The organism is Ulvibacterium marinum, from assembly GCF_003626755.1.
In the GTDB taxonomy this organism is placed as follows: Bacteria; Bacteroidota; Bacteroidia; order Flavobacteriales; family Flavobacteriaceae; genus Ulvibacterium; species Ulvibacterium marinum.
The window spans coordinates 729652-756649 of sequence record NZ_RBCJ01000003.1 but is presented as its reverse complement, the minus strand read 5'-3'; the positions used below and the strand labels follow the sequence as shown (position 1 = coordinate 756649).

Genomic DNA, 26998 nt, shown 5'->3' with positions numbered 1-26998 from the left:
TTTTTTTAGTCGATCGCTCCATGCAACGTTTTCAATTCGTTTTTAATTTTATCAATCCAATTCTTGTCTGTCGGCTCAACAATAATTACTCTAAAGTTATATCGTTCAGATTCCATTTCAATACCTTTTGAATCATCAATATGAATATCAAACCCGAAAGCCGTTGGATACTTTGACGCGTTTATATTTCGAGATTTTAAAACATGTTGATTTTCCTCCTGATTAACAATTCGGTCAACCTTTATTCCGTAATATTTTAAAATCCGTCTTATTTTTCCTTTGGTCCGAAATGAAGTTGTGTAAATATGGACCTTATTTCCCTGATTTTGTAATTCCGTAATTAATTCTGCTGTTCCTTTCCGTATTTCTTCAATTCCAAACAGTCTTGCAAATCCACCAAGTTTCTCAGTTTCGAATTCCTTTCCATTCGGAATTAATGTACTATCAAGGTCAAAGCTTATGTTCATTTTAAATGTTGTACAACAATTGTTTATTATCCTATATCCTGTCCTTACGAATGCCGTGGGTAATCTCTATTCGGATTGTAAAGCCGTTACGGGATTCACGCGGACGGATTTCAAAATATGGTACAACAATGTAAGTCCGCTCATGCCTAAAATCAAAACAGCGGCCCCGATAAAGACCAAGGCATCCACGGATATCCGATAGCTAAACCCGCTGAGCCAGTTTTCCATAAGATACCAAGCCACTGGTATTGCCGTAGCCATAGCCAGTACAGCAACCCCCACATAACTTTGGGTCGTAGTCCGTATGAGATGCCAGGCGTTGGCCCCCAATACTTTCCTGATACTTAATTCCTTGGTCTTTTGCAGCAAGTGCAAGGAGAAAATGGCGAAAAGCCCCATACAACAAAGGCTCAGGGATACCAAGGAAAAGAAGCCCAATAACTTGGCCAAATCATCCTCCTGGGTATACATGGCCTCGATAAATTGATCAAAATGGGACAGCGCAAAAGGGGTATTGGGGAAAAAATCCGTCCAGGCCGTCTCCACCAGACCCACGTTGCCCACGGCCGTTTTTACGAGCAACTTGGTGGCATAGGCCTCGTCATAAATAAACACTATGGGCTCTATGGCATTATGAAGGGATGTGTTATGAAAATTTTGCACCACCCCGATCACTGTTCTGGGCTTACCATAATACTGTATCGTTTGGCCCAAGGGGTTGTCCCATTGTAGCGATTGAGCCAAAGCCTGGTTGATCAATACGGCATCCTCTTGGTCACTGGGACGGTCGGCTTCAAAGTTTCGGCCCAGGGCCAATTGGAGCTCCAGGAGCTCGCTAAAATTCTCATCCACCCGATAAAAGTTAAAGATCTTTTCCACTTCTTTCCCCTCAACGGTTACCTGAAAAATCTCCTTTCCGTTCTCCTCGCCCGGTAGGGCTCCACCCCCAATCAAGGAGGCACTTTGGATGGTTGGAAAGCTCTTCACCCGTTCCCGAAATTGGATGTGCTTGTCTTTGAATTCTTCGTTTCCTGGAAGGTCAACGATCATGACCTGTTCCTTGGAAAAACCCAAATCCTTGTTTTTCATAAAATCGATCTGCTGGTTCATCGTAAGCGTTGCAATAATGATAATCGACGCTATGGTAAACTGAAATCCGAGCAGCACTTTTTTAAAGGTATTGACCGAGGGTTTCTTTGTATTCACCAAAGTATTGGAAAAGGATAGGTACACCCCGGAGTAACTCGTTCCCAATAATCCAAAACCAAAGGTAATCAAGGGAATAAAGAGTAGAAGAAGCCACTGGTTGGTTACATCCAAAGCCTGAAAACCCGAATATTGAAAATAGGTGTTGTTAAAGGCCAGCACCAGAATTCCGGCAACCAAGAGCACCAACACCGTCATAATGCCGGATTCCATAGCGCTCTGCAATACCAATTGTCCGCGGGATATGCCGAGCATTTTTTTCAGTTGAATCTCCTTGGTACGTCGGGTGGATTGCGTCAGGGACAGATTAATGGAATTAAGGCCGGCGATCAGTAGCACCAAAACGCCCGCGAATAAAAGCGCATAGACATATTTGGCGTTGCCCTTGGGCACATCATCAATCAATGCGGGTGCAAAATAAAGGCATTTAAGGGGTTGGGCCAAGAATTGTATATCCACCCCGGATCCTTCCAGACCCGGTTTTAGATGTTCGGTGGTCATCTGGGCCAGTTGGTTATCCAAGTCTTTCAGGTCCATGGAACCATCGAGAAGCACATAGGTATAATGCTCCAGATTAAACCATTCCTGTAGTTCATAATCGGCCGCAAGGCCTTCCGAATACAATAAAGCCTTGGGATTCACATGCGAATTCTTGGGCCAATCCTCATACACGCCTTGTATAGTATAGGCATGGTCCTCGATTGTAATCGGTTTGTTTACAACTTCAGTACCCCCAAAATACTTTTCGGCCAAAGACCTGGATAACAGAATCGAATTTGGATCTAATACCGGGGTATTTGTATTTCCTGAAATGAAGTCGAAAGTAAATACTTCCAAGGCCTCCGAGTTAGTTTTAAAAAAACCATTTTCCTTAAAAAGTTCATCGTTCACCCGCACTACCGTATTCCCCTGAAAAGTCAGCCGCGCGTGGTTGTCGATACCAGAATAGTTCTCCGCCAATACACTGCCCAAGGGTTTTCCGGTGGTAGCATAACGGTCGGTATTGCCCCCGGCGGTAATTTGCATGCTTAGCCTATGGATTCGATGGGCATTATTTTGATACGCATCATATCCATAGGAGTTGGTGACATAGTTGGCTATGAACCAAACCGAGGCTATGGCGATTGCCAAGCCAACAAGACTGATTCCCGTATAGAGTCGGTACTTGAACAAAATACGCAGACCGATTCTAAACCCATTCTTGATCATAATCCTTGGATTTTGAAGTTTATGGTCCTTTAAATTACGAATTCCAAACTATATGAACCGAAGGTACGCTTAGGAATTTCAGACAGCGGAGCAAGGCGGGATTTGGAAACTAAAACTCCCGTTTGCCAAATTCACTTTCAATGAACTTGGCCTTGTTGGTATTCTTATTGAAGGAATAACTTAGATTGAGCAAGATCATATCCACTTCATAAACATAATTGGTGGTCGTAAAAAACTCCCCGGGCCTTTGGGTCGTAATGCGTTGTTCATTGGTATCCAGGAGACCCATATCCATATTTTGCCATTGTACCGTGGCCACCAACCGATTGTCCAAAAAGGTTTTTCGAAACGTAAGATTAGGCGAATAAAAACGGGAATCCTCACCTTGAGCCGTATTTTGTGCCGACAAATAATTAAAGGTAAACTGTAGCGATGTGGTGGACGAGAAAGTATAGGTGCTATTCGCATTGATGGAATAGACAAAGCTATTGGTATTGAGCGCTCTGTTATCAAAGGTGCCTGCGATATCATAGCTATAAAAATTACCTCCGACGAAGTTGGACCAATTTTTAGTAGGTTTAAATTGACCGCCTACTTCCATACCCACGGAACGACCTCGTCCTACATTGGAATAAATACGGTTTAAAATGGTATCGTTAAAAACCGTGTTTACCCGATTCACTAAATTCTCCACGTTTCTAAAATAGGCCGTAGCGAACAGGGAATGATTACCCTTAAAATTTTTGGTGACACCCAGTTCCACCAAGTCGATAAACTCCGGGAGCAGTGTGGCATCACCTTGTTCCAGGGTCTCGGAGTGCTCCCTTTCTGGAAAGGGGTTCATTTTAAAGGTAGTGGTCCGCTCAATGCGCTTGCTGTAGGCCGCCTTGATATGAGTGCGTTCATTTAGCTCGTATTGTAGGGAGGCGGAAGGAAAGGGTTTTACAAAATTGTAGGTATAGGTGGTATCTATAGTGTTGTTCTTGTCCTTAAGGCCAAAATCGCGATCCATGGCCTCCATCCGAATTCCGGCGGCATAGTCCCATTTTCCCTTTTTTCCGGTAAGCTGGGCATAGGTGGAGTGAATACTTCGTGTTAAATCCACTTCGCTGGAGAATTCCGGTACCAGTTCGAACGCGCCAGTAGTGTTATTACGCCGTTCATAGACAAAATCCCCGGTATGATCCAATATCCGATACTGATATCCCGTTTCCAAAGTTCCAAAAGCGAAGGGTTTCCAGGCATAATCCAGTTGAAAACGAAACCCGTTTAAGGGGTTGTCATTGGTATTAAATTCATCTTGATATACAAAGTCCGTATTTGGAAAACCCAAATTTCGATTCTTTGTGGGCCCGCCCAATAAGGTGTATTCGTATAATAGTGAAGCCGATAATTTGGAGCGGTCCTGAAAGGTATGTGCGTAATCCAGACTTCCCAAAATGAAGTCCCCTTTTCGTTCCCTAAGGTTTTCATTGAAATATTGAAAGGTATACAAACGCTCCGTACCATTGGCAGGGGTAATGGCATGGTTATCAAAATACAGGATATCCGCTGTTCTGTCCTTTTGCCGCTTTCCGGCATAAAATCCCAGGGAAACTATATTGAGCGTATCGGGCTGATAATCTACCGTAAATCTTCCGCTGTAGTTAATCTCATCAAAACTGCGTTCCCCATCGGAGGGAAAACGGGTAAGCGTATCGTTGATAATCGTAAAGACATCCCCTTCCCGTCTCCCGGCCAGATCGTTTCGCTGATAGTTGGCGCCAAAGGAAAAGTTCCATTTTTCCTTTCGGACATTGTAGGTAGCATCCAAACCATAGCGTCGGGCGGATTCGGCGTTATCATAGGGTTCTATTGAGGGCAGACCGGCCCTGATATTTATTTGTGTAAAAGTACCGGCCACAGCCTCTTTTTGCATAATGATGTTCAAGATGCCTGCTTTTCCCTCCGGGTCATATTTCGCTGAGGGCGCTGTAATCACTTCTACCCTTTCCACCGAATTTGCTGGGAGTTGATTTAACAAAACGGTGGCATCACCCTGTATCGGTTTTCCATTGAGCAATAGTACAAATCCGGTACTTCCGCGTACACTGATCTCGCCCAAGCCATTTACGGCAACCGAGGGTAGGTTTCTAAGCACATCCGTCACATTTCCACCTTGGCTGTTCTGAAATTTGGAAGCCTCGAATACCTGCCGATCTATCTTATTGATTACCGTGGCACTTTCGGCCTGTACCACCACTTCATTTAATTGGTTCGATCCAATGTCAAGGGTTATGATTCCAAGTTTGTTGACACCGGTACGGGCGTTGAATTGTATATCACGAATAGTTTTGGTTTCAAAGCCAATAAAGGAAACCTCCAGATAGTACATGCCCCTTCTTAGGTCGATTAGGGTAAAGACACCTTCGTCATCCGTAATTACCCCGGTTACCAGTTCACCATTTTCCTGATCATATAAAACTGCTGTAGCATATTCTAGAGGGTTGTCATTATCACTGTTAATAATCTTTCCGGTAATCTGTGCAAAAGCAAAATGTGAAATAAAAAGTAAGATGGGCAGAATGCGCAGGCGTAGCTTCATTTGAAAAATACAGGTATGCTAAATGCCAAAGCTACACCAGGACGATAAGGTCTGACGGTGTATTTGAAAAAGTTAAGGTATCATTGCCGTTTCTTGAACTGAATCGGGGTCTTGCCCTCGTGCCGTTTAAAGTACTTCACAAAATGGGAAACATCCTTAAAATTTAATTTGAAAGCGATTTCGGTAACCGAAAGGTCCGTGAAGTTCAACAAGCGCTTTGCCTCTTTTATGATATGTATGGCAATTACCTTGGAGGCTGTTTTTGAATATTCCTTTTGGCAAAGGGCATTTAAATTTTGTGAAGTCGTATTGAGCATTTCAGCATAGTACGAAACGTCGTTTTTTAGTTGTTTTCCCAAATAGGCATTGAATTGGGATAGCTTGTCTCCCATAGAGGGAGCGCTTTCCGTTATGGCATAGCTCAGTATCTTGGCCAATAAGGCCTTTAGGGATCCCTCGATTACTTCGTTTTGACCTGAAGTGTTTTGCCTCGTTTCCCGACACAGTAGTTCAAAGAGGCCATCGATGGTAGGATCCGACCCAACATCAATAACTTGTTTCTGGTTTAACTGCCCAAGTTGGTGGTTGATCTTTTTATCCAGGGTCCTCTCCAAAAATTCCGCTTTGATGATGATGACGAATCCCTCGGGAAGGGTATTGATTTCCCAATGGTGTACCTGGTCTTTTTGGATTACAAAAACTACCGGCGGTTCTATACGGTATCTTTTAAGGTCCATATGGTGAAAACCCGAACCCTTCCTGAAATAAACCAGTTCCAAATACTTATTGTGTCTGTGGGGCTTGGTATACCGCTTATTGACATCAAAAGGCTCAATTTTTATATGGGCATATGGAGAAATCTTGTTGTAGGTATTGATTGCGGTCCTCATGAACAACTGCCTATTTTCTCTGCCATAAACTATAAATCAACGGTTGCTGGTTTTAAATATCTTCCAAGGAAGGAACCGTTAATTCGGCAATATTCCATTTTGCCCGTTTGGCACCGGCTTGGTAGGCACTTTCCAAAAAATCCAATACCATGGTCCTTGGATTTTCCGAATTCCTCACCGTTTCATAGCGCAAAAGGGCCATAGGGCTCCCATTGCTCTCTACCCATTTTGCGGCATCCGGCAACAAAGTTTCTTCATCCAGGCCCTCCGGAGAGGGATAGGTATAGGCATAATACATGGGCTCCGGCATATTGTCGTCACCTGCCCAAAACCCAAAACTAATCTGTTCATGGGAATAGGTATCCCGTTCCAGAATACGCGCTGATTTATCCATGGGCGGAAGTTTCTTGTCCGAAACCCGGGTCACCGTTAGATCCATATGGTGCCAATAGATATGCACAGGACAGGTCTTCCCATAAAACCGGCCGCTAAACTCCTGAAAAACAGCGTTATTCCATCGCATCAATTTCCAGAATGTCTGGATATATTTCCAATCATAATGATGGTATTCCTTGATAGCGTCAAAACGGGTCTCAATACCCAGGTCCAAGGGTTTTTCAATGAATTTGGGATGCAGGTCAAAACTGGCCAGAGCGTTCATAAAATGTCCGTAAAATTCGGCTATGGTGGGATTGGGCAACAGGGAAATGTGAATGGGTTCGTACGAACTATGAGCTAGCACAACGGATTTCTCCACTATATTGAAATCGATCTCCAGGGTGTCAAGTCCGTTATTGACCGGAATGCTATGGGTACCGAATCCCCGGGAAGTGACGTAAAGTGTAATATACCACCAATGATTTTTCCGAGTAGTCAGTTTTAAACGTGTCTTCCCTATGATTTGCAGAATCAGATGTACGGTCAATCGAGTTTCCTTCCACTCCTCAAATGGCAAATCGGGCAATGCTATTCCGTTTTTCATATGTGCTGTGTGCTTTTCTTTTTTTGATAATTTAATTCATCTAAAAGTACAAAAAAGCAAAGGGCTTTTCTGCTTGTTCTTTTGCTTAGCCAAAAAGGAAAAATCAAATCCGTGGAACTCCTGAATCCCTAGTTCCGCTGCGCGGCCATCCACTCCATGATGGTTACAGGTTTGCCTTCTAATAGTACAGGATTGCCCTGAAAATCAAAATCGGCATGGTTGGCATGCGAATAGATCCATGAAAAATGGCCATGATACCGGTAATTGGGACCACCAAAGAAACCCGTAATGTCCACTACATTGTCGTAGTATGAAAAATGGACATTCTTGGCATTCGCTTCCATTAATCGTTTGTAGAGTGGTACTACCGTCTCTTCCGGGATAGTCACTGGGTCGTCCTTGGAATGGACAAACCAAATGGGTACATTCTTAATTTTCTGTATCTGTTCGTCCGTAATAAACTGGGACTGATAGGCCAATGCGCTAATATAACCAGCAGCAAAATAATCGGGATATAGGATAATCAATTTCAGCGACATATAGCCCCCATTGGAGCATCCCCCTATATAGATTCGGTCGGCATCAATTTGGGGATGGTCGGCCACATATTTTTTGATAAGGCCCATAAGCGCTTCATTGTAAATATCATTTTCCTTTCCGCGCGTGTATTCCCCAGAGGCGCTTTGCATCCAAAAGGTAGGGCTTTGGGGTACCAGTACATGGGCCCCTCCAAAAAGGAACTGTATTTCGTCCGAGGCATAATTGGCCGCTCTATTGGCCATCAATGGAATGGTTGTATCGGTACCTCCCTCCCCTCCACCATGAAGCCATATAATAAGGGGGGATTTTTTGTTTGAGGTCTTAGGTTTAAAAGAGGCATAGGTTAGACTGATGTCATTGTTGTGCACATACTTTCCGGTTAAATCGAACTCGTTGACCAAAGGTAGAATCCGATTCGTCTCTTTGTCCCAAACCTTACCGGTCTTGGTGTTTGTAATGGTCATATGGTAATCTATCCATAAATTTCCCCCTGCGCTGGGAATGTATTGCATAGGTGAGGCAAGAACCATATCCGGCCCTACGGTAAGGAGAAGGGTCAGGAATTTTCCTTCGGCCACCCTATTGCCATTTTTATCGGATATATAGACATACTGTACTGTCCGCTGTCCAGAGGCCATTTCATCGGGAATCTGGGCGTGTTCGGTACTGCGCCGTACGGAAACTTCATAATCATTGGAGCCGACGGACGATACGGTTTCATCCAAGGACAGGATTACTCGGCTGGCGGCCGAGCCCCAGTCATATCCCTCGACTATCAGGGTGTACTCCCCTGCTTCTTTACTCTTCTCGGATTGCAAAGGTTCGGTTAGGGGTTCACTGGATAAAAGGTGTATCGGTGCGATGACCAGTCCCCAGATAATAGACTTGAAAATAGTGTTTCTCATTTGATCATTTTTTACTTTTATGATTCCACGTTGTCGTACCAGCATTGAATCCAACTGTCACATCGAGCCTGCCTTTGTCGGCAGACAGGCGTAGTCGAGATGTTTTTGTCGACCTTTCGACTGCGCTCAAGGTGACAAAAATCACATTTCAAATAGTTTATTCTGGCTACTGGACAATTACGGATATACATTTACTTTTTATAACCGAATCGAATCTTATCGCCGTAAACAAATGTACGGTTTGCCCGCTGGTCAAACAAATAACAAAATCAAGGTAAGAATAACACCTCCAAAAGTAAAATAAAGTCCTTTTTTAAATATTGGGGTGTTTGGCCTAAACATCCAAAAGGCGGATAGTACAAAAAATAAAAGGGACACTCCAAAAAAGATATTGAGAAAAAATAAGGGGTGATCGGAATTGGCCTTATGGATTTTGGCCATTTTATCTAATACCAAAGGTAAACGTTTCTCAAGGTATTGGGCCTCCCCCGTTGTTGTATTGTAGGTGCCGGTTTCAAAATAGATGATTCCTCCTTCTTCCTTATTTACCTTGAGCTTCTTTTTCTTTAGAGCTTTGCCCAAATTTTGGGCCGTAAGATGGGTTTCCAGCTTTTTTTCAATTTGTATGTCCTTTTTTAAATAGTCTGTATTTCTAAAAATAAGTACGATTCCGCTAATGGCGTACATGGCCATGATTCCAGCTAAAAAAAAGCCTAGATACCTATGGTAGGTACGCATGGTCTGTTCGGTCTTTCTTCCCATAATCAAAGTTTATTCGGCCGCAAAAATATATTAAAATCTTCTTCGCGCACCAGTAAACTCCATGGCTTCACCTTTTCCAAAACCGTAACTGAATCCAAAGGCCACAAAAGTGCCCCTTAAACGGCGACTATAGATAAAGAAATTTTCCTGACTTATTTCATTTTCTCGTATTCTGGATGCAAAGGCATCACGTACGCTTAAGTTCAGTACACCCCTTCCCTTAAACATTTTTTTTCGTAGACCCAGGTCCAAAAAAGCCATTTCACTTATCCTACCTTGAACGGTTTCGTAGCTAGATCGATAATTTCCGGTGGCTTCCAAATCAATGTCCGCAGGAAGCTTCACCTTGGTCATCAATTTGGAAGACCATTGGTTTGCACTGAAATCGAAGACGGTACCATCAAAAGAGCCATCACGGGCAAACTGGCTGTAGTTAAAGTCGGCATTGAGGGTCAGCCATTTAACAGGACTATATTTGGTATTGAATTCCATTCCTGTGGCCCTATTGGTACCGATATTCTCCGGTCTTACCGTATTCACGTTGTTTTCAAAAATGGATATTCTCTCAATAACATCCGTGGTATACCGATGATAGACTCCAAAATTAAGGGAAGTTCTGCCTATAAAGAAAATACTGGTAACCTCATAGGAATCGGTAAACTCCGGCATTAAGTCCGGATTGCCTTGACGAATGTTAAAATTGTTCCGAATATTGAAAAAAGGATTTAAATCCCAGAGCCGTGGCCTATAAATACGTTTTGAGTAACCGGCCTGCAACGATATCTTTTCGGAAAATTTATAGGAGGTATGTACGCTGGGAAATAGGTTGGTATAATTCTGATCATTGATTTCGTTGGTATTGATCAGTATGGTGTTCAAATCTGTTTGCTCTAAACGTAAGCCTCCCTTTACCCCCCATTTTTCCCCTTCATAGGCTCCGGTGCCATAAAGTCCCAGAACCTTCTGGTCAAACTCAAAAATATTGGTCAGACCGGGGTCATTGATAAATTCCCCCCCTATCAGATCATTGACCTCAAAATCATTGCTTACGTCATTGAGGACATACTGTGTTCCAGTTTCCATGGTCCATTTCTTGGCAAGAGGTAAGGTATAGTCCAATTTAAAGGTAAAAACAGATTCCTTAAAATCCGTACGGGTCCGTTGCGCATCATCATTGTTTTCTCCGGAAATTGTGGTATCCAGAAAATCCGAGGATTGGTCCTTTCCAAAGAAGCTCCCCAATGCACTAAACATTAATGTGTGGTCCTCATCCCCTTTAAAATCTTTTTTATACTGCAGTTCATATTGGAATTTTGGATTGGTAGCTTCCGTGGTTTCATTACGTTCCCATTGAGAGGTAATTTCATCCGAGGCGTCTAAGGCGGCAAAATTGGTGGTAGAGGGTTGATCTTCAAGCTCCAGGGCAAAGTTTCCCGAGAGTGTTATAACGTCATTGGGGCTTAGGTAGTAGTCCGTTCCCAATATGAAATTGTAATAATTTTCATTCCTGAATTCCTCACCGGTGGTCAAAATAGTGGTATTGTTTATCAGATCCACATTCCTATTATCAATGTCGTTGGGCAGATCTCGGAATCCTACCCCTATCTGACTGAATAGATTAAACTTCTCTGTCCTTCGGTTTAAGCTTATCCCCACGCTATTGTTTTCAGGAGCACCGGCATTTACGGAAACGGAGCCGTTAAACCCTTTCCTTTCTTCTTTTTTAATGACAATATTGATAATGCCCGATGTGCCCTCCGCATCATATTTGGCAGATGGATTGGTGATGACCTCCACCCTATCGATCATGTCAGCGGTAATGGTACCCAAGGTATTCCCTTCCTCACTGGCAATAATGGAAGGCTTTCCGTTGATGAGCACCTGTACTCCTGCACTTCCCCTTAGACTTATCTGGCCCTCGATACTTACATTTACGGAGGGTACGTTGTTCAAAACGTCCAAGGCGCTTGCCCCAGTAGTGCTCAAATCCTTTCCCACGTTAAAAACACGTTTGTCCAACTTAAATTCTGTAACGGATTCCTCGCCGCGGACGACTACTTCCTTCAATTGTTCGGCATCCTCGGAAAGTTCAATGGTGCCCAGATCAATAGTCTTACTCCGTACCTCGGGCTGGCCAAAGGTCCTTGTTTGAAAACCCAGGAAACTGATTTCAATGTAAAAATTATTCGCCTCGGTCTCTAGAACAAAACTTCCGTCGTCCAAGGTTGTAGTGCCGCTAATGGGTTTTTTGGTCTCGTTATCCGCAACCATTACCGTGGCAAAGGACACGGGCTGTCCTCCAGTCTGTTCCACTACTATACCCTTTATGGTAATAGGGCCCGTATTTTGGGCAAAAGTCGTACAGATAGCCATAAAAAAGCTAAACAAGAAATAAGCAAGACATTTTGATTTCAAATTCATAGGGTATTCCAATTATACTTTCAAAGATGGAATTCTTAAGAAAAAATTGAAAACAAAATCCTATAAACGACATGGATATGGCCCCAATCGACAATTATCCGTAAAAATTTATGTAGCGCTGTTGTTCAGGGGAGAAAGAACGTCGTTTGGAATACAACTTTTTATGGGTTACCTTTTATACTTTAGTTTAGACCATTCAAATTTCAATTCTTGTGATTTCAAGAAAAGAGCTCTTCTTTCAGATTGTATTGCACATCTTGGTGCTTCTGTTTTATTCCTTTGACAGGAACGATCCGGGCATCGATGGATTTCAAATATGGTCTTTTTTGAGCTATGCCCTGGCAGCCGCCTTTATCACCTATTATTTGATGCCCCGATTCCTGTACCGAAAAAAACAGTGGGCTTTCTTCGGGTGGGTGGCCCTGGTCATTTTTGCAGTTATTTTAATCGAGGAATTTATATTGGAGCAAATATTCTTTGCCGGTACCCGTAGAGCCAGGATTTTCCCAGGTATTTATTTTGCCCTGTTCGATGTACTACCAATCATTGTAATTCTATCCGGATTCAAATTTGGATGGGATGTCCTTCAAAAACAGCGACAGATCGATGAGCTCACAAGTACCATCCAGGAAAGCGAACTTCAGTTTTTGCGATCCCAGATCAATCCCCATTTTTTGTTCAACAACCTGAACAATCTCTATTCGCATGCCTTGGAAAACTCGGCCAAGACCCCGGAAATTATTCTTGAACTTAGCGGGGTACTCCGGTATATGTTGTACGAATGCAAGGAGAAGTTTGTTCCCTTGGCCAAGGAAATAGAACAGTTGCATAATTTCGTAAAGTTGAACAAACTGCAGATCGAGGAACGGGGAAAGGTGAATTTCAACACACAAAATATCGCCTCGGACCATAAAATAGCCCCCCTGATTTTAATCGTTTTTATTGAAAACGCGTTTAAGCATAGCCAGTCAGGACAGTCTAGTAATATTACCATCGATATCGATTTGCGATTGGAGGGTGACACGTTGAAATTCTATTGTAAGAATAACTTTAAGGCATCGGAAGCTTTGGATACCGTGGCCAAAGGCATTGGTCTGGAAAACGTAAAAAAACGTTTGGAACTGCTATATCCGAATAAACATCGATTGGACATCAATCGAAAAGATGAAAATTTTGAAGTGCATTTGGAGTTAGAATTGGAAAAAACGAAAGCACAATGAATTGTATCATCATAGAGGATCAGCCGCCGGCCCAGCGAATTTTAAAAAAATTTATAGCCGATGTGGGCACCTTAACCCTAAAAGAGGTGTTTTCTGATGCAATTTCCGCCATGGAATTCCTAAAAAGCGAAAAGGTAGATATCATGTTCCTGGATATTCACCTTCCCAAAATTTCCGGAATCGAATTTTTAAAGACCTTGCCCAATCCACCCCATGTAATATTGACTACGGCCTTCCCGGATTATGCCTTGGAGAGCTATGACCTCAACGTGGTGGATTACTTATTAAAACCTTTCTCCTTTCAACGCTTCCTACAGGCCATTTCCAAAATACCCCATACAGGCCAAATAGACAGACTCGATACCATTTCAGCGGGAAATCAGTTGAAAAAGGAAATCTATATAAAATCGGGACACGAGCATATAAAGATTCGAATAAGCGATATCATCCATATCCAATCAGACGCAGACTATACCGAAATACATACCCATAAGGGCAAACTCCTCTCCAATGAACCCCTTCGGCATTGGCTGCATGAGTTGGAAGGCCATCATTTTTTTAGGATCCATAAATCCTTTATCTTAAATACGGAAAAAATCGAGCGGATTTCAGGCAATTTGGTCTACCTCGTAAATCAAAATAAAATCCCCATCGGAAGGGCGTATAAGGAGGAGTTTATGAAAAGTCTGCTCAAATGATAATATTATGACCCCGACCAAAAACAACACTAAAAGTTATGAAATGAAAAAACTGATATACGCATTTCTGGGGCTTTTCTTTTTAAACGGTTTTGCACAAAACGATATGGACGATGTAAACATTACTTCGGAAAAGCTTGCAGACAATGTCCACGTACTTTATGGCCGGGGCGGGAACATAGGTTTGGCAATTGGCGATACCTATGCCTATCTTATTGATGATCAATTTGGGGCCTTGACCGAAAAAATCCTTTCAAAGGTCAAGGAAATCACGGATAAGCCTATCAAATTTGTGCTGAATACGCATTGGCATGGAGACCATACTGGTGGTAATGAAAACCTGGGAAATTCAGGGGCCATAATTATTGCGCATGATAACGTCCGCAAACGTATGTCCAAAAAGCAGGAACGAAGTGGAGGCAGGACCACCCCGTCCTCACCGTATGCCGCATTGCCCCAGATTACCTTTAATGATGCGTTTACCATACATTTGGATAGCTTAAATTCCCTGCATCTCATGCATGTCAACAACTCACATACCGATGGGGACTCCTATATGTACTTTCCGCAAAGCAATGTTATTCACATGGGCGATAACTTGACCAATGGCTATCCCTTTATCGACATCAATTCCAATGGAGACATTGATGGTTTTATCAAAAATTTGAATATGGCCCTTTTTATTGTGGACGAGGATACCCAAATAATTCCCGGTCACGGCAAGGTTATGGGTAGAAAAGATTTGGTAGCCTTTCGCGATATGCTGGCTACGTTGCGCATACGGGTCAAGAAAGCTAAAGACGATGGAAAAACCATAGTCGAAGCCCAGAATATGGGTCTTTCAAAGGAATGGGACACTACCCATGGCCAAGGGTTTATCAATTCAGATCGAATCATCGAATCCATTTACAAAACTGTGGATTGATTAAAACAGCATTAGTATGAAAACACTGAAAAAAGATGACATTAAGCAGGAAGTTTTTGACCTGTATGATGACTATGCCCATAATAAAATCCAACGTCGGGAATTCATTGAAAAATTAGGACTTTATGCAGTTGGGGGCATCACCGTTACCTCGTTGATGAGTTTTTTAATGCCCAACTATGTAGATACTATGCTGGTCAAAAAAGATGACCCAAGATTGGATTCAGATTATATTACCTATGATTCACCTGAAGGAGGGGGAGAGATCAAAGGGCTGCTCTCCAGGCCCAAGGACGCCCAAGGAAAGTTGGGAGGAATCGTCGTAGTTCATGAAAATCGAGGGTTGAACCCTTACATTGAAGATACCGCTCGAAGGGCGGCCTTGGAAGGGTTTATTACCCTGGCCCCGGATGCCTTGACCCCTCTGGGCGGTTATCCCGGCAATGATGACGAAGGGAGGGCCATGCAACGAAAAAGGGACCGTAACAAAATGTTGGAAGACTTTATCGCTGCGTATAACTATCTAAAATCACACAAAGATTGTAGTGGAAAAATCGGAGTCGTAGGCTTTTGCTTTGGCGGATGGATTTCCAATATGATGGCCGTAAAAATACCGGAATTGGCCGCGGCCGTTCCTTTTTATGGAGGACAGCCCAAAGAGGATATCGATAAAATAAAGGCACCTCTTATGCTTCAGTTTGCCGGATTGGATACCCGGGTAAACGAAGGTTGGCCCACTTACGAAGAAGCCTTAAAAGATAATGGAAAAGAGTATGTGGCCTACAACTATCCCAATGTAAACCATGGTTTTCATAATACTACCACGCCACGGTACGATAAGGAAGTCGCGGAACTGGCATGGCAAAGAACGATAGACTTTTTTAAGGAGAAGTTGAATTGACCGGAGTGTGTGCTAGTTTGGGCGATAGAAATTTTGACATCCTATTATTTTGCCCTTGTTCGAAGTTCCAGGGCTTTCTCGACTTTTTTTTTGGCAGGATGCCTTAGAGCATGACGAATGACCCATTTCAGCTCCTTGGATGCATTACCAAGCCAGCTTTCACACAATTGCAAGGCTAAATCCAAATTGTCCTTTGCTATATCGCCAACGTGGTTCGCTACACTTCGCCTTACATAAAGGTTTTCATCATTTTTTAATTTTTCCAATATCGGTAAGGAAGGACTGGGGTCTTCCACCAATAAACTTATTTTTTGTGCCCAAGGCAATCTAGGTCTGGTCCCTTCCGAGCACAGTCTGCGGACATGTGGATCCGGGTCGTTCATCCAATCATACAAAATGGAAAATGTTCTATCAGGTTGGTCAATAATAAAACTGCGGATCGAAAACTCCGAAGAAAACCGTTTTGTCAGTTCGTACTGCGCTTTCATCGAAATAGCAAAGGAATCCTCATTGTTGTTATAGCTTCTGTCTAGGCCATATTGTTCCACAAAACTCACATGGGGCAAATAAAACATTCCGGATAATCCCAGGTTTTCCGTATCCTTCAAAGGCGGGGTAAGCGATGCTAGTAATACGGCTATCGCCTCCGAATAGGTATTGGGCAAATATTTTTTTAACACTTCCGCTATCTTCAAACCGCGCTCTTTTAGGGTAAGAGGTTCTATGTTGGACACCGCTTCCTTAACAAAGGAACTTTCATCAAATTTTTTATGGACCAACTTCAAATTACTCCCAAGCTGTGTAATGGCTGGCTTGTCCAGAACAAGTTTTAGAGGTACTCCTTTCTGAATGGAATTTGGAGCTTCCGGCAATTTTAATTTTGTCATACTCTTGTCAATTGCATATGGATAAATCTTCACAACAAATTGCGGTCGCACTCTTGCAAACTATAATGGCGATTTGCGAATCTTTCCTAGGTTAATTCTGATTTTGTTTATCTAAACAATCGGGGCAGTAATGCAATCATGTCTTTTCTCCACGTATCCCATTCATGTCCGCCATCAGTAACTATATAATTGTGTTTTATATCATGATCTGTTAACCATTTATGAACTTTATTGCTTTGGGCAAAGCCCCATTCATCTTTTTTACTGGTATTTAATTGCAATAGTTTTAATCCATTAATTTGTTCTTTGTCCACAATATCAAATGGCGGTATCTTGAGGCCTGTCGACAATCCTACTACCCAACTGAATTTGTCCAAGTTTCTAACACCTAAAACAATGGCATGAATCCCTCCCATGGACGAACCGCATATTGCCATGTTCTGTTTTTCCGTTTTCACTTTATAATGTGATTTCAAAAACGGCAACAAATCATTTCGAAGGTCTTTGTCCAAAACATCAATATTTTTTTCCATCCAGATATTACCCTCTGTCTGTGAGCTAAAAAACCTATAATACTCGGCTTCCAATGGATCGCCATTGGGCATCACGATAATGGGTTCCATAATTTTGTCCTCGGCGATTAAATTGTCGGTAATTAAATTAATCTTCCCGAAATCGGACCAAAAGGACACTTTTTCCCCAAAGCCATGAAGAAGAAAAAGAACGGGATAGTGCCTATCATCATGGGGATTGTAATTGGGTGGAGTATAGATTCTTACCTTATTTGGGCCCCCAATTGTTCTTGAATGATAGATATGGTCATGTAGCGTCCCATGGGGAACATCCGATACTTCATGCAAAAGAGCCGGTGTTCCCGGAACTATCAATTCACTTTTCCCCTCCAACCATGGATAGGGAGACTGGTTTTTCATGTCGGTTATTTTAGCCCCATCAACATTGAATTGATAGTGATAAATTTCGGGAGGTACAGGGCCAATTGTAACTGACCAAAGGCCATTTTTTGCTTTGACCAATGGAATACTTTCAGGTTGGATGGTACTTATAAGATGTATGTTTTCTGCCTTGGGAGCATAGATATTGAATACAACCGTCCTATCCGAATTGACAATTGGAGAGGTATAAATTGGGGGGTTGGCGTCTTGGGCCGCTCCAATGAATGACATTACCAAAAAAAGTAAAATAATTGGAAAGTCTATTAAACGCTTTTTGTTCTCAATTTTCATTAGTGTACAAATTTTCGGATAACAGTCAACGTTTAGTATAAAAGTAGAAGTAGATTAACAAGTACTACTCTTTTGTTTGGGAATTTACATAATTTAAACAAAATAGCGGTTTGGATATTGATCCAAACCGCTATTTCCCTTATAGGTCGTTGTGGTCCGTACTACCTCCAGTTCGCTTCACATTTCTGCAGATTTTCTTTTAGATTTTCTTTCCAATCCGTCTTTACACCCTCACTATCAAAAAGGTAAAGCTTTCCGTTTATCATCTCGAAAGTTCCGGGGTCGGTATTGGCCGTGAATCCTTTACTTACTGCAAAAGCACAGTAACCCCCATATTGGGGAGCATATTTTTCAGGATTTTCAAGAAACAATTGTTTATTATCCTCCGATGAAAAATACCAATCCGCGTTTTTCCAGTTATATGAATATGCCTCATTACCAAGTACGGCCTTGTCCTCTGTAAAATAAGCAACCGCATCATAACCGTTTATGGCTTGGCTGGAAAACATTGGCTGATTCACTTCTTTATGTCCCCAGGATAACGGAGATACCCGTTTAACTTTGGCAAAAGAGAATACCACGGCTAGTATTACGACAAGCGTTATGAGTATTATTTTCGTTCTTTTTTTCATATCACTTGTTTTTCCAATGGGCATCTGCCTTTTCTACCCTATTTGGAAGGAGCTTGAACAAAAATTTGGCCAGGGGATTTGAAAAAAAATAGGTTTTCCCATCGATCGTTAAGCTGTTTTTTCCTCCTTTGACATCGGTCTTTCCTGCACTAACGGCAAAGGCACAATGCCCTTCATATGCTACCGTACTATTTTGGCGCTCTATGCTCATACTATTTCGTTTTTAATTGATTCCGTCCATTTGCTTGATCGGTCTAACTTCTATTCCGCCTTCCGCATCATGGAACATCGGGTTTGCCTTTGCAATTTGGACGGCCTCTTCCAAGTTTTCGGCAACTATATGAAAGTATCCTACGATCACTTCTTTGGATTCGTTAAAAGGTCCGTCCTTAAAAACACCCTTGTTGCCATGGATGATCGCTCCGTCCATTTCCAAGGGTTGTGCCCCTTTTAGTTTACCGGACTCCATGAGTCCTCCGATGTATTCGCCAATTTTTTGAACATGGGCCTGTTGTTGTTCCGGGGAAAGTCCCTCTAAATGGTCACCTTTTGTCTTAATGAAAATCATAAACTCTTGCATACTATTTTCTTTACCGATTATTAAAATTGTTTACGACCCAAAGTCAAATGAAAAGAACCAAAAGGGACATTGAACCCGAAAAAAAAAATCAATTATTTTTGGAATACTCTTTTATCTTTCTAGTAATGAGATACTTACGTTTTTTTTCAACCGGAAGTTCAAGGGCTGCATTCAAGAGCTCAATGGCAATTTTTACCTCATTATTTTGAAAATGAAGCGATGCCTTTGTGGTGTAATAGGGCAAATACGAGTAGAACGCAGGGTTGTCCTTTATTTTTTGCAATTGTTCAAGGGCTTTTTGGGGGGTACTGGTCTTGGAAAGGACCACGGCGCGATTAAGTAGGACAATCGGTGATTTGTCTATTTTGATAAGCAAATCGTAAAGGGCCAAAATACCTTCCCAGTCCGTGGATTCATAGGTTAATGCCGTACAATGGTGTGCAGAAATTGTAGCAAGGATATGATACATGGAAACCTCGTTCTGTTCCGTGGCAAAGTCTAAATAGTAAAGCCCCTTTTTTATCAATTCCTTATCCCATTGGCTTCTATCCTGATGCTCCAGATCCAAAAGATTATCAAATTCGTCCATTCTCGAATTGAATCGTGCCGTGTTCAGCGTCATCAAAGCCAATAACGCGTAGGTATTGGAGGATTTTACATTGGGATTGGAGGCTATAATTTCGGCTAGGCGAATAGCTTCCTCACATAATTCATAACGAATCAAATTAGTACCGGAAGTAGCGTTATAACCCTCATTGAACAATAAATAAATGGTTTCAAGAACACTTGAAAGCCGCTGTTCGAGTTCGTTGCCCGTTGGTACCTCAAAAGGAATATCTGCCTCTTTTATCATTTTTCTGGCCCGTACCAGTCTTTTGTTTATGTTTTCTTCAGTAGTAAGAAATGCCTTTGCAATTTCCGGTATGCTAAACCCACATAATGTCTTTAGGGTAAGGGAAACTTGTGAATCCGTTGAAACTGATGGGTGACAACAAGTAAATATCATTCGTAATTGATCGTCCGCAATTTCCTTGTCCGTAAAAATGTGTTTTAACGTAGGTTCCAGGGTCCATTCCGATTGCAAGTGATGGGCCACCTCCGATGCGTATGCCCTTTTGTACTTTTCCCTGTTCAAGATATTTACGGCTTTGTATTTGGCTACCTTATAGATCCATCCGACAGGGTTGTCCGGCACTCCATTATATGTCCACTTATGAAGCGCTTCGAGCATAGCTTCCTGTACTACATCCTCAGCAAGTTCAATATTTGAAGTCCCGAACGTTTTGGTCAATACGGAAACAAGTTTACCATATTCATATCTGAATACGTGGTCTATTTGATCCGATATGTTCTTTTTATCTACGGTCATCCTGCTGTTGGCGAAAATGGACCCAAATCATTCCGGTCTGCTTGTTGTTTTGAATAAATGTAGGGAAAACTCTTTGTACTGAACACCTTTGCCCTAGAGATTCCATGTCTTTTGCAGCGTTCCGATCCAGATTATGAAAAACATCTACCACCCATTTTCAGTTTTTTTACATCCTGATGAAACGAATTGGAAAAATCGGAATCCTTAAATAGAATTCCAATACATTGTTATGATCAATTTCGACCGAAGAGTTAAATGGGGTTTAATAGTACTGTTATTGCCATTTGTACTCCACGCACAATCCAAGAACAATATAAGGACCCATACCGAATATCTCGCTTCGGATAAACTTGAAGGTCGGGGAACCGGTAGCCGGGGAATCCGACTTGCGGCTAAGTATATCGCCGAGCAGTTCAAGTCAATAGAACTTCAGCAAATTGATGGTAACTCATTTTACCAAAAATTTCCATTTCCCGGGGAAGTGGAAATGGAATCCAACGTAGTGGGATTTATCAAGGCAAGTGCCCCTAGTAAAAAATCAATCGTGTTTACGGCGCATTATGACAGCTTCGGTATACAAAAGCAAGAAGACCAAAAAGATACCATTTATAACGGTGCACGGGATAATGCCGTTGGGGTCGCCGCACTGCTAGAACTTGCCCGGATATTCAAAAACGCCGGCACTCCACGGCATAACTTGGTTTTCTTAGCAACTGCAGGTGAAGAACTTGGCCTTTACGGAAGCAAATTTTATGTGGATCATCCCATTTTCCCAAGTGAGGACATTATAATTTGTCTAAATATCGATGGCTTTAATGTTTCCGGGCCGCGGGAGGATTATTTCATTTTTCCCAGACAGGGAGTCGATTTTATTAATGAAGTCAAAACGATACTGAATCCCTTGGGTTGGCACTATATCAGTCCTGATTGGGTAGATGATCTGAACACGAGTTTTGATACGGCATCGTTCCTTGAAAAAGGAATTCCAGCATTGACACTTTGGACTGGAGATCGCTTAAAGGGAGGTAAAATTGCGGAACCCTTGGATTTGGGAGGAATACATACTCCCAAAGATGAAGTTACCGATAATTGGAATTGGGAAGGCGTTGAGGAACACCTTCAGCTATACAAGCATATTGCGGATTATTTTCTTGAGCATCCTGATGGAATTAGCGTAACCGACCCCACCATGTTTATGGAGCAATGATTTCATTCTTCCGTGATGGGAGAGCTATGTGTGGCTATGGCCTTAATTTTCCCATCCTTCTTTTGATATACATCGGTAAAACGAAGTGCCAACTTTGTGGTGTCCTTACCTGAATTTCCGACTATCACCATCCTTTCTGATCCTCTGACCACTGCAACATCATCATATAGACGAACATCCAAGCCTTCATAAACAATATCCTGAAATGTATAGTCCGCATTAGCAAATTCGGCAATGGTAGCATTCTTATCTGAAACCTGGCCATTAGAGGAGCCGGAGTACACCCAAGATTCGTCAAGAATCTCGTGTAAAGGGGTCGCATCACCCGCCAAATAGGCATCCGTCCATTGATGTAGCAAACCCAGGGCTTCTTCTTCCGTTATTTTATCTACTACTGGTTTTTGTTCTTCCTTGCGATTCCCGGTGTCCTTACAAGAACCCATCATGATTACCAAGACTACCCCAACTAGCACTCTTTTCATAAGTTCCGTGTTTTTTCTTATGGCGTTTGTAATCACAATATACTTCAATTAAATAAAAAACGGTTTGGGCATACTCCCAAACCGTTTTTACTAAAGCACTGCTTTTTGCCCCGTTACTCCGTACTATTAAAGACTTCGAAGTGTTGAAAACTCATTCCCCTTTCATCGATTGTACTAAAGATTTCCACAAGGTCCTTATTTTTCATGGCTTTTTCCGAAGCTACCTTGGCAGAATTCAGGTCCGTCCATAGTACAATATCCAAGAACTTTCCGTCATCCGCCAATGAAGTCTTTCTGGAGATAAATCCGGGTTGATCTTTTACAAAACCATTAAGCCTTGTAATGGATTCTTTTGCTTCTTCGGTGCTAATACCTTCCTTGGATTTCCATAGCACCATTTCTAAAACTTGAGCTTGTTTCATTTTACCTTTTTTGTGCCTGACAGGCTGTACCCATAAGCCGTCAAAACTGTTAAACCTGTAATCATTTTTTCTCATAGTTCAAAAGTAAAGTGAGCCAGTGACAGCCCTATGTCAACTAGATCTGGAAACGTCCAAAATAATTTTGCCAGCTGAATTTCAGGTTTGGCTCAAAAGTTTCGGCGGTCACCACTAGCTGATCGATTCTATCCAATCTAAATTCCCTGAATTCCTCCCGAAGACGGCAATGGGCGATGGCGATCCATAAGTTATTGGTAAAATAAACTGCCTGAGGTTCAATCTTGCGGATCGTTAATTCTTCCTTATAAATGGACCGGTAGGTAATATCGACCACTTTTTTGTTGGAAATGGCCTTTTGTATTTCGGACAGCCCATTACTTTCAATAACCTCACCCTTTACAAAACTAATGGTACGGTCCGCGAGGAACTCGATATTGTCCTTCTGAAAGCTTCTCAGGGTCGATTTTATTTTGATAATGACCGAATCATAATTTTTGGATAACGATCGGTCTCCCTGCCTCTTTATGAACTCTTCTGAAACGATTAAGGCGTTCGCTTCTTCCTCGGTCAACGAAACCGGGGGCAATCGGTACCCATCTACCAAAAAATAGCCGACCCCATTTTCCGAACCGATGGGAACACCTGCTTCCTGTAGCGTTTTAATATCCCGGTAAACCGTTCGCAGACTAATCTCGAACCGTCCGGCAATTTCCTTTGCGGTAACAATTTTCTTTGACTGCAATTGAATTAAAATTGCCGTTATTCTGGTAAGCCTGTTCATGATGTTCGGATTAAATCGTAGTGTTTATAGCTTGTGCCTTTATAGAACACTTGGGTAACCATTGCCATTATTAAATATAAAATGCAAATCAATAATTATGGATCGATTTAAACCCAGGTATTCACCAAGCTAAAAACATTTGCTGCACCCAAAACAATTTCAAACCAAATACCTTGGATTATCTTTTTATTTGGTTTCCCATCGACTGCCATACTAATAAACCTACCTAATGCAAATCCAAGAAAAATCAATGCTGCCACCACAAATGAGGTAAAGGTTATGCTTGGTATGATCGTTCCCAAGAGAATAATGATTCCTCCGCAGAGCATTACGGAACTTACGCCCCGCATTTCATTTAACAGGTTGACATCATTTTGTAAGGTAATTCCAGAATTTTCCAAGTAGTTCTTTATGGGACGACTTAAACGCATTGCGCCTACATAGAGTAATATAAGGCTTGATACTGAGAGAATAACGATTTCAACAATTTCCATTTTTACTTTTTTAAGATGGTTTCACTGCAAACCTAAAATGGAGTTGTGACAGAGATGTGTCAGGGGTATTGTTGATTTTTTATGTATTTCTCAAAGTACTCCTGTATCGTCATATTATGCGGATTAAACGTTTGGTTTTTCACCACAAGTTTTTTGATAAAATCTATTCTGAAGTGTCTAAAATCATTGCGCAACCGACAAAAGGCAATTAGCAGGAAATCGCCGTTAATACTATATATGGCAAATGGCTCAATGCTTCTAATGGTACTTTTAGCTTCCGAAGAAAGATAATCGATGGTTAAGACTTTGTATTGGGTAATGGCCGATTGTATCTGCATCAGGTTATTGCTCGACTTCTTCACGTTCTGATGACCTCCAAAATAGATTCTACCTGCCAACAAATCCGCATTTCCCTTTTGGGAATACCTCAAAATAGCTTTTATTTTTTCAATGGCACTGGAAACATTTTCGCTCAACGATCGATCTTTGTTGTGAATCGCCAATTGCTCCACGGTAATCAAGGCATTGGCTTCATCTTCGGTAAATAGGACAGGTGGAAGGTGGTACCCCTCCATAATGGAATATCCTTTACCTTCTTCCGTAACAATGGGTATCCCGGATTTTTCAAGGGTACGGATGTCCCTGTAGATGGTCCGTATACTTACGTTATGCTTTTCGGCCAGGTATTTTGCGGTAATAAGCCTTTTGGATTGCAGCTGCGTAATAATGGCCGTTAATCTAGAAAGTCTTGGTTTTTCCTTTTCTTTCATTTTCGTTTAGTCTGCCTGTGGCTAAAGCGTCCAGCGTGAAGTGTATTTTATATAGTGCTGCGGTATGTATTAATGGTTCCCGGAATCATTGAATTGCCACAATACATTTACCAGTTGCCATTTTTCGTTCAGTTTTACGATGTGCATATAATCGATCCAGTCATCGGCTACGAGTTTTACCGAGGCGGTTTTATCATAAATATCAAGAATGATAACCTCCTTTTTTGGATTCTCCGGAAACTGGTCCCCATCCCGATTATAGGTCTCGGCCAATAGGATCATGGCATCCGTAAATGTTTCTCGTAAATACTCCTTCCCGGTTTTCTTATCCGTCCAAAAAGTTCTTTTGACCATTCTAGGATGAGCGGCACGTTCAAATTGTTCAGGTTTCACATTATGTTGGGATTCGATATAATCCAACGCAACCTGTTTAATGTCCAGGGAGTCCTTTGGGGTCTGTCCTTGAATAGAAAAAGTAATGAGTAAAAAAACGGCTATAGCGAAGATACCAGATGATTTCATTTTCGATGTTGTTTTTGATGTTGTCTTAGACGTGTCATGACGGCTTGTGTATAGGCGGCTTATCGACTAAATTAGTAAATAAAACGCAGTTCGTCCGTAAGTGATTTTCCAAAGTGAAAACCCAAGCAATGTGCTATAGTAGTTGTTGGCAACACTATATTTTTGGGTCTAATCTCAAGTGCGTTTTAACCTAAAAAGAATTTCTTTTAACCTAAGCAAATTTTGATAAAAGAGAGGCAGATTAATTATACTTTCGATATACTGAAAGACATACATTACCAAAGCGAATAGGGCACCGAATTGCACAATGCCATCACCTACGGATATAATTATAGAAACTACCAGAAAAGCAACTGCAACCATCCATGAAAAAGAAAAATTCACAACCTCCAAGTCGGATAGTTTTATGTTCCATTTCATCATTTCTTTTAGGTGCATGGAAAGTTCATTTTCAAGATTCTGTGAAACTACATCTACCTGACGTTCTAATTCGTTATTTGTCCGTTCATTGTATTGCATTGTTTTTTTACTGCCTAGCCCATAAATGAAGAAGATAATGATGCTAACCGCCAAGCTACCATAAAATACATTTAAGTTGAGTGTGGCCAGAATGGCAATAACGCCTACCAAACCAATGGTATTATTGATGAACTCTGGCAATGAATTTTCTAAAAACTCGATCAACTCTTTGATCATGCCCAAGCGAGCCGTTTTTATGGAAGCCTCTTTGTCCTTGAGTCTTCCTATTGCATCAACTCCCATGTTCTGATATACCTTGGCATAAAAACGGGAATCGAACATACGTCTCCCTGCACCAACAATAAGCAGGGAAAATCCTAAAACTCCCAATTGAATAGCACCTGAGGATTCATTATGTATAGCTCCATCGATCGCATTACCAATAAACAAGGGAAATAGAATAAGGATGGTGGCTTCCAGCAAAATCAGTCCTATTGTTAATAGGAATCGATACTTGTACTGAATCCATAATGATTTGAAATTCATTTGGAAACCGTTTTGGTTTGACGTTCCCTTTTAGGTTTCCACCCTGGTCCTTTTAGCAAATAATTCCAAACTTCATTAAAGTTTTGAGCTTTTTTTAAGTCCTTATAAATTCCGATGAATTCATGTGAATGCACCTTTATTGGATTTATGGTTCTTATTTGCTTGGTCAATCCATAAGTAGGGATGTGCTTTTCCTCTTGAAACGTTCCGAATATCCTATCCCAAATGGATAAAAGGGCACCAAAGTTTTTATCCAGATACATTTTATCATTGCCATGATGTACCCTATGCTGTGAGGGTGTCATAAATATTTTTTCAAACCAACCCAGTTTGCCAATAATTTCGGTATGCAACCAAAACTGATACGATAAAATCAGAAAAAATGTAAGGAGAACAACATATGGATGAAATCCTACTAAAATTGCGGGCAGATAGAATATCCATGTAATAAAACTATCGATAAAAGAAACCCGAAGAGCCGTGGTGTAGTTGTAAATAGGTGAACTGTGATGAATGCTATGGTACGTCCATAAAATTCGTACTTTATGTTCAATTACATGCTCCCAATAATACAAAAAGTCGATAAGCAGAATACATAACAAAGTTGTCCAAATGTTCACGGGAATTTGCCAAGGAATAAATTCTGCGACTACGAAAAAGGCACCTGCAAATACCACAGTGCCGATCTTTTCAAAAAACTGCGCCACAATAAACACAGAAAAGCTTGCCCACATTTCACCTAGACGCCATTTTGTGATTTTCTTTTTATACAATTCGTAAAAGAACTCGACGATTGCCAATCCCATTGAAAAGGCAAATATGGCCAATAGCACAAGTTCAATGTTTTCCTCCATTTTTACAATAATGTCCTCCAT

Annotated in this window: 27 protein-coding genes; 5 read left to right on the top strand and 22 right to left on the bottom strand. The window is 41.6% G+C overall.

Annotated features, from left to right (window positions below):
* Positions 1-5: 5 nt before the first annotated feature.
* The 8 genes from D7Z94_RS16350 to D7Z94_RS16315 all read right to left on the bottom strand — a co-directional run bounded on the left by D7Z94_RS16350 (position 6) and on the right by D7Z94_RS16315 (position 11918).
* On the bottom strand, positions 6-467 hold the full coding sequence (locus D7Z94_RS16350) for an HAD family hydrolase (protein ID WP_120712649.1): 462 nt from the start codon (positions 465-467) through the stop codon (positions 6-8).
* Positions 468-533: 66 nt separating this feature from the next.
* Complete coding sequence (locus tag D7Z94_RS16345) at positions 534-2882, bottom strand: ABC transporter permease (RefSeq protein ID WP_120712648.1); 2349 nt, start codon at positions 2880-2882, stop codon at positions 534-536.
* A gap of 109 nt (positions 2883-2991) precedes the next feature.
* Positions 2992-5466 (bottom strand): TonB-dependent receptor domain-containing protein, encoded by a 2475-nt coding sequence (locus D7Z94_RS16340; protein WP_120712647.1) that lies wholly within the window; start codon positions 5464-5466, stop codon positions 2992-2994.
* Between the two features lie 80 nt (positions 5467-5546).
* A complete protein-coding gene (locus D7Z94_RS16335) occupies positions 5547-6356 on the bottom strand; it encodes a helix-turn-helix domain-containing protein (protein ID WP_120712646.1) in 810 nt (269 codons plus the stop codon).
* Between the two features lie 52 nt (positions 6357-6408).
* Complete coding sequence (locus D7Z94_RS16330; RefSeq protein WP_120712645.1) at positions 6409-7338, bottom strand: DUF5996 family protein; 930 nt, start codon at positions 7336-7338, stop codon at positions 6409-6411.
* A 128-nt stretch (positions 7339-7466) separates the two neighbouring features.
* Positions 7467-8783, bottom strand: a complete 1317-nt coding sequence (locus D7Z94_RS16325; protein ID WP_120713175.1) for a prolyl oligopeptidase family serine peptidase — start codon at positions 8781-8783, stop codon at positions 7467-7469.
* Between the two features lie 252 nt (positions 8784-9035).
* Positions 9036-9545, bottom strand: coding sequence for a hypothetical protein (locus tag D7Z94_RS16320; protein WP_120712644.1), 510 nt, complete (start codon positions 9543-9545; stop codon positions 9036-9038).
* Positions 9546-9575: 30 nt separating this feature from the next.
* Positions 9576-11918 carry an outer membrane beta-barrel family protein gene (locus D7Z94_RS16315; RefSeq protein WP_120713174.1) on the bottom strand — a complete coding sequence of 781 codons (2343 nt, stop codon included), beginning with the start codon at positions 11916-11918 and terminating at the stop codon, positions 9576-9578.
* 260 nt (positions 11919-12178) lie between these two features.
* Between D7Z94_RS16315 and D7Z94_RS16310 the strand changes: the two genes are divergently transcribed.
* The 4 genes from D7Z94_RS16310 to D7Z94_RS16295 are packed head-to-tail and all read left to right on the top strand — an operon-like array spanning position 12179 to position 15710.
* Positions 12179-13186 carry a sensor histidine kinase gene (locus tag D7Z94_RS16310; protein ID WP_120712643.1) on the top strand — a complete coding sequence of 336 codons (1008 nt, stop codon included), beginning with the start codon at positions 12179-12181 and terminating at the stop codon, positions 13184-13186.
* Positions 13183-13884, top strand: coding sequence for a LytR/AlgR family response regulator transcription factor (locus D7Z94_RS16305; protein WP_120712642.1), 702 nt, complete (start codon positions 13183-13185; stop codon positions 13882-13884). Before D7Z94_RS16310 ends, D7Z94_RS16305 begins: the two co-directional genes overlap by 4 nt.
* Positions 13885-13927: 43 nt before the next feature.
* Entirely contained in the window at positions 13928-14809 is an 882-nt protein-coding gene (locus D7Z94_RS16300) for an MBL fold metallo-hydrolase (protein WP_120713173.1), read from the top strand.
* A gap of 16 nt (positions 14810-14825) precedes the next feature.
* On the top strand, positions 14826-15710 hold the full coding sequence (locus D7Z94_RS16295) for a dienelactone hydrolase family protein (protein WP_120712641.1): 885 nt from the start codon (positions 14826-14828) through the stop codon (positions 15708-15710).
* Positions 15711-15754: 44 nt separating this feature from the next.
* Here the strand turns inward: D7Z94_RS16295 and D7Z94_RS16290 are convergent, their stop codons facing one another.
* The 6 genes from D7Z94_RS16290 to D7Z94_RS16265 form a co-directional block, all read right to left on the bottom strand.
* Positions 15755-16597, bottom strand: a complete 843-nt coding sequence (locus D7Z94_RS16290; protein WP_120712640.1) for a DNA alkylation repair protein — start codon at positions 16595-16597, stop codon at positions 15755-15757.
* Between the two features lie 107 nt (positions 16598-16704).
* Positions 16705-17841: an alpha/beta hydrolase-fold protein gene (locus D7Z94_RS16285; RefSeq protein WP_120712639.1), complete on the bottom strand. Its 1137-nt coding sequence runs from the start codon at positions 17839-17841 to the stop codon at positions 16705-16707.
* Between the two features lie 161 nt (positions 17842-18002).
* The gene (locus tag D7Z94_RS16280; RefSeq protein WP_158594661.1) at positions 18003-18473 is read right to left on the bottom strand and encodes a YHS domain-containing (seleno)protein; all 471 of its coding nucleotides are present in this window, start codon (positions 18471-18473) and stop codon (positions 18003-18005) included.
* 1 nt (position 18474) lies between these two features.
* Positions 18475-18684: a hypothetical protein gene (locus D7Z94_RS16275; protein ID WP_120712637.1), complete on the bottom strand. Its 210-nt coding sequence runs from the start codon at positions 18682-18684 to the stop codon at positions 18475-18477.
* A gap of 12 nt (positions 18685-18696) precedes the next feature.
* Complete coding sequence (locus tag D7Z94_RS16270) at positions 18697-19053, bottom strand: YciI family protein (protein ID WP_120712636.1); 357 nt, start codon at positions 19051-19053, stop codon at positions 18697-18699.
* 88 nt (positions 19054-19141) lie between these two features.
* A complete protein-coding gene (locus D7Z94_RS16265) occupies positions 19142-20422 on the bottom strand; it encodes an RNA polymerase sigma factor (RefSeq protein ID WP_120712635.1) in 1281 nt (426 codons plus the stop codon).
* A gap of 229 nt (positions 20423-20651) precedes the next feature.
* Here D7Z94_RS16265 and D7Z94_RS16260 point away from each other — a divergent pair, with 229 nt between their 5' ends.
* A complete protein-coding gene (locus tag D7Z94_RS16260) occupies positions 20652-21629 on the top strand; it encodes a M28 family peptidase (RefSeq protein WP_120712634.1) in 978 nt (325 codons plus the stop codon).
* Positions 21630-21631: 2 nt separating this feature from the next.
* On the opposite strand, the gene D7Z94_RS16255 is transcribed toward D7Z94_RS16260, so the two are convergent.
* The 8 genes from D7Z94_RS16255 to D7Z94_RS16220 all read right to left on the bottom strand — a co-directional run bounded on the left by D7Z94_RS16255 (position 21632) and on the right by D7Z94_RS16220 (position 26998).
* The gene (locus D7Z94_RS16255; RefSeq protein ID WP_147415915.1) at positions 21632-22111 is read right to left on the bottom strand and encodes a nuclear transport factor 2 family protein; all 480 of its coding nucleotides are present in this window, start codon (positions 22109-22111) and stop codon (positions 21632-21634) included.
* A gap of 113 nt (positions 22112-22224) precedes the next feature.
* Positions 22225-22533, bottom strand: coding sequence for a hypothetical protein (locus tag D7Z94_RS16250; protein ID WP_147415914.1), 309 nt, complete (start codon positions 22531-22533; stop codon positions 22225-22227).
* 115 nt (positions 22534-22648) lie between these two features.
* Entirely contained in the window at positions 22649-23332 is a 684-nt protein-coding gene (locus tag D7Z94_RS16245; protein ID WP_120712631.1) for a helix-turn-helix transcriptional regulator, read from the bottom strand.
* A gap of 107 nt (positions 23333-23439) precedes the next feature.
* The gene (locus D7Z94_RS16240; RefSeq protein ID WP_120712630.1) at positions 23440-23826 is read right to left on the bottom strand and encodes a DUF4345 domain-containing protein; all 387 of its coding nucleotides are present in this window, start codon (positions 23824-23826) and stop codon (positions 23440-23442) included.
* Positions 23827-23885: 59 nt separating this feature from the next.
* Positions 23886-24596 carry a helix-turn-helix transcriptional regulator gene (locus D7Z94_RS16235; RefSeq protein ID WP_211341795.1) on the bottom strand — a complete coding sequence of 237 codons (711 nt, stop codon included), beginning with the start codon at positions 24594-24596 and terminating at the stop codon, positions 23886-23888.
* A 69-nt stretch (positions 24597-24665) separates the two neighbouring features.
* Positions 24666-25118, bottom strand: coding sequence for a nuclear transport factor 2 family protein (locus D7Z94_RS16230; RefSeq protein ID WP_120712629.1), 453 nt, complete (start codon positions 25116-25118; stop codon positions 24666-24668).
* A gap of 174 nt (positions 25119-25292) precedes the next feature.
* Entirely contained in the window at positions 25293-26123 is an 831-nt protein-coding gene (locus D7Z94_RS16225; protein ID WP_120712628.1) for an ABC transporter six-transmembrane domain-containing protein, read from the bottom strand.
* Positions 26120-26998 (bottom strand): sterol desaturase family protein, encoded by an 879-nt coding sequence (locus D7Z94_RS16220; protein WP_158594660.1) that lies wholly within the window; start codon positions 26996-26998, stop codon positions 26120-26122. Before D7Z94_RS16220 ends, D7Z94_RS16225 begins: the two co-directional genes overlap by 4 nt.